Origin of the sequence: Microbacterium sp. 69-10, assembly GCF_001897945.1 — a bacterium.
Taxonomy (GTDB): Bacteria; Actinomycetota; Actinomycetes; order Actinomycetales; family Microbacteriaceae; genus Microbacterium.
Genome location: NZ_MKRT01000019.1, coordinates 134,959 through 138,151, shown reverse-complemented (window position 1 = coordinate 138,151; position 3,193 = coordinate 134,959). Strand labels below are relative to the sequence as shown.

General features: G+C 69.8%; 4 protein-coding genes. 3 read left to right on the top strand and 1 reads right to left on the bottom strand.

The genetic code is table 11. The features are described from left to right. From BGN97_RS08180 to BGN97_RS08170, 3 genes are all read left to right on the top strand, one after another. On the top strand, positions 1–416 hold a 416-nt coding region (locus BGN97_RS08180; RefSeq protein ID WP_292699920.1), incomplete at its 5' end, for a family 1 glycosylhydrolase. 77 nt (positions 417–493) lie between these two features. Further along, positions 494–1,495 (top strand): LacI family DNA-binding transcriptional regulator, encoded by a 1,002-nt coding sequence (locus BGN97_RS08175; protein WP_292699919.1) that lies wholly within the window; start codon positions 494–496, stop codon positions 1,493–1,495. A gap of 67 nt (positions 1,496–1,562) precedes the next feature. Next, positions 1,563–1,700 carry a hypothetical protein gene (locus tag BGN97_RS08170; RefSeq protein ID WP_292699917.1) on the top strand — a complete coding sequence of 46 codons (138 nt, stop codon included), beginning with the start codon at positions 1,563–1,565 and terminating at the stop codon, positions 1,698–1,700. Between the two features lie 126 nt (positions 1,701–1,826). Here BGN97_RS08170 and BGN97_RS08165 read toward each other — a convergent pair whose 3' ends face one another. After that, positions 1,827–3,173, bottom strand: a complete 1,347-nt coding sequence (locus tag BGN97_RS08165; protein ID WP_292699916.1) for a solute carrier family 23 protein — start codon at positions 3,171–3,173, stop codon at positions 1,827–1,829. Positions 3,174–3,193: the final 20 nt, after the last annotated feature.

Genomic DNA, 3,193 nt, shown 5'->3' with positions numbered 1-3,193 from the left:
AGGACATCCACTGGGTCGAGCGCGGCCTGCCGCGCACCGACATGGGCTGGGAGGTGCAGCCCGAGGGCCTCGCCCGGCTGCTCCGCCGCGTCGCCGACGAGTACTCCGGCGCCGTGCCGCTGTACGTCACCGAGAACGGCGTCGCCTACGACGACGTGGTCGAGAGCGACGGCGAGGTGGCGGATGCCGATCGCGTCGCGTTCCTTCGGGCCCACGTCGCGGCGACGCTGGATGCCATCGAACAGGGCGTCGACGTGCGCGGCTACTTCTACTGGTCGCTGATGGACAACTACGAGTGGGCCTGGGGGTACGCCAAGCGCTTCGGCATCGTGCGCGTCGACTACGAGACCCAGCGGCGCACCGTCAAGGAGAGCGGACGGGAGTACGCTCGCATCATCGCCGCCCGGGCGATCTGACCCTCCTCCGTCGGGCTGCGCGAGTCCAGGAACCGGTTCCTGAGCGAGCGAAGCGAGACGAAGGGCGAAACGAGACGATGATGCCCCGCTCCACGATCGAAGAGGTCGCCGCGCTCGCCGGCGTCTCGCGCTCGACCGTGTCCCGAGTCGTGAACGGCTCCACGGCGGTCAGCCCCGAGGCGCTCTCCGCCGTGCAGACGGCCATCGCCCAGCTGAACTACGCGCCCAACCGTGCCGCCCGCTCCCTCGCCAGCCGGCAGACGTACGCGATCGGGCTGGTGGTCCCCGAGGACACCACGCGCTTCTTCGGCGACCCGTTCCTGGCATCCGTCGTCGCCGGGATCAGTGCGCGCCTGGCGGACTCGGACTACATCCTCAACCTGCTCATCGCCAGCGATGACCCGGGCGGCAAGATGGTGCGCTTCGTGCGCAACGGCGGGGTGGACGCCGCGATCATCGTGTCGCACCACACCAGCGACTCGTTCGTCGGGAGCATCGCCGACGCCGTGCCGGTGGTGTTCGGCGGTCGCCGGTCGAACGCGCAGGAGAGCGACATCATCATCGACGTCGACAACGTCGCTGCTGCCCGCGATGCGGTCGCCCATCTGATCGCGCTCGGACGCCGTCGCATCGCGACGATCACGGGCACCATGACCATGTCGGTCAGCATCGACCGGCGCGACGGCTTCCTGGCCGCGCTGGCGGATGCCGGACTCGAGCCCGCGGGCGAGGTCGACGGCGACTTCAGCGAGAAGGGCGGGGCGGACGCCGCGGCACGGCTTCTCGAGCAGGCCGAGCGGCCGGATGCGATCTTCATCGCCAGCGATCTGATGGCCCGCGGAGCGATCGGCGTGCTGCGCTCGGCAGGGCTGCGCGTCCCGGAGGACGTGGCGGTGATCGGCTTCGACGACTCCGCCCTGGCCGCGGCATCCGATCTGACCAGCGTGCGCCAGCCGATGTTCCATCAGGGCGAGATGCTCGCCGGCATGATCATCGACGTGCTCGCCGGGCGCCGCCCGGCGCCGCTGACCATCCTGCCGACCGAACTGGTCGTGCGCGGGTCGGCGCCCGCAGTCTGAGCTTCAGTGCGACCCGAACGCGACCCGGGCCCGGTCGCGAACGACCGGGCCCGCGCTGGAGGAGGGGATGCTGCGCACCCTCCTGGAGGGCATCGCCGGGCGCTATGCGGCCTCGGACGGATCCTTCCCGATCGACGCGGCGCGACGCTGGGTGCATCTGCAGTACGGGCTCGGCGAGCCGGTGGGAGGGCTGCTCTCGGAGTGACGGCGCCCGCCGGTGCTGGGACACGACGTACGGCGTGGTCCTGACCGAGCGGCGCGCCGGGTGCCGGAGACGCCGAAGGGCCTCGGATGCCGCTGTGCGCAGCATCCGAGACCCTTCAGGCCGGACTCAGGACTCGGGGTCGCCGCCGAGCGCCCCCACGGCCGCGAGGGGCTTCGGGTCGTCGGCGCCGGTCCGGCGCAGCCGTGCGATGGCGTTGCCGCCGTGGTAGATGATGATGGCCGTGACCGTGGCGATCACGATGCCGCCCAGCACAAAGCCGTTGTCGCCGGTGATCTGGAAGCCTCCGACGGCCATGATCAGGGCCACGGCCGCGGTGTACTGGTTGACGGGGCGGGAGAAGTCGACCTTGTTGTCGACCCAGATCTTGATGCCGATCACGCCGATCAGTCCGTACAGCGCGGTGGTGACGCCGCCGAGCACGCCGGCGGGAACCGAGTTGATGACCTCGCCGAACTTCGGCGACATGCTCAGCAGGATGGCCGTGACGCCGGCGACCCAGTACGCCGCGGTCGAGTACACCCGCGTGGACGCCATGACGCCGATGTTCTCGCCGTAGGTCGTGGTTCCCGAGCCGCCGAAGAAGCCCGCGAGAGTGGTCGAGATGCCGTCGGCGATCAGAGCCTTTCCGGTGTTCTCATTGATCTTCGGGTCCTCGACCATGGTCGCGACGCCGCGCACGTGACCCACGTTCTCGGCGATGAGCACCAGCACCACCGGCAGGAACATCGCCATCACCGCCCAGGTGCCGGGGCTGACGAAGTCCGGCAGGTGGAAGGTGGGAAGTCCCACCCAGGCGGCCTTGTCGACCGCGCTGAAGTCGAGCTCGCCGCGGAACGCGGCGAAGATGTACCCCGCGATCACGCCGAGGAAGATCGAGATGCGACCCAGGAATCCGCGGAACACGACGGCGAACAGGATCGTGACGGCCAGGGTGAAGGTCGCGGTGATCGGAGCCTTCTCGAAGTTGCCGTGCGCGGCGCCGGCAAGGTTGAACCCGATCAGCGCGACGATGGTGCCCGCCAGCACCGGCGGCAGGAAGCGGTCGACCCACTTCACGCCGGCGGTGTGCACGACCACGCCGATGATCGCCAGCAGGATGCCGACAGCGACGATGCCGGCGAGAGCCGAGCCGATCCCGTCGCTGGCGCCCGTCGCGTTGGCGGCGGTCGCTGCCGTCACCGGCGCGATGAACGCGAACGACGAGCCGAGGTAGCTGGGGAGCCTGTTTCGGGTGACCAGCAGGAACAGGATCGTGCCCACGCCGCTGAACAGCAGCGTGGTCGGCACCGGGAAGTGCGTAAGGATCGGCACTAGGAACGTGGCGCCGAACATGGCGATGACGTGCTGCACGCCGATCGCGATGGTGGCGGGCCAGTTCAGGCGCTCTTCGGGGCGGACGACGGCGTCGGGCGCGACGGTGCGACCGTCACCGTGGATCTTCCACAGCGGCATGCGTGCTCCTCAGGAGTAGG

Bases quoted from the DNA above. Each gene is read 5' to 3' on its own strand.
- BGN97_RS08170 (WP_292699917.1), top strand. From the start codon at position 1,563: ATGCTGCGCACCCTCCTGGAGGGCATCGCCGGGCGCTATGCGGCCTCG.
- BGN97_RS08165 (WP_292699916.1), bottom strand. From the start codon at position 3,173: ATGCCGCTGTGGAAGATCCACGGTGACGGTCGCACCGTCGCGCCCGAC.
- BGN97_RS08175 (WP_292699919.1), top strand. From the start codon at position 494: ATGATGCCCCGCTCCACGATCGAAGAGGTCGCCGCGCTCGCCGGCGTC.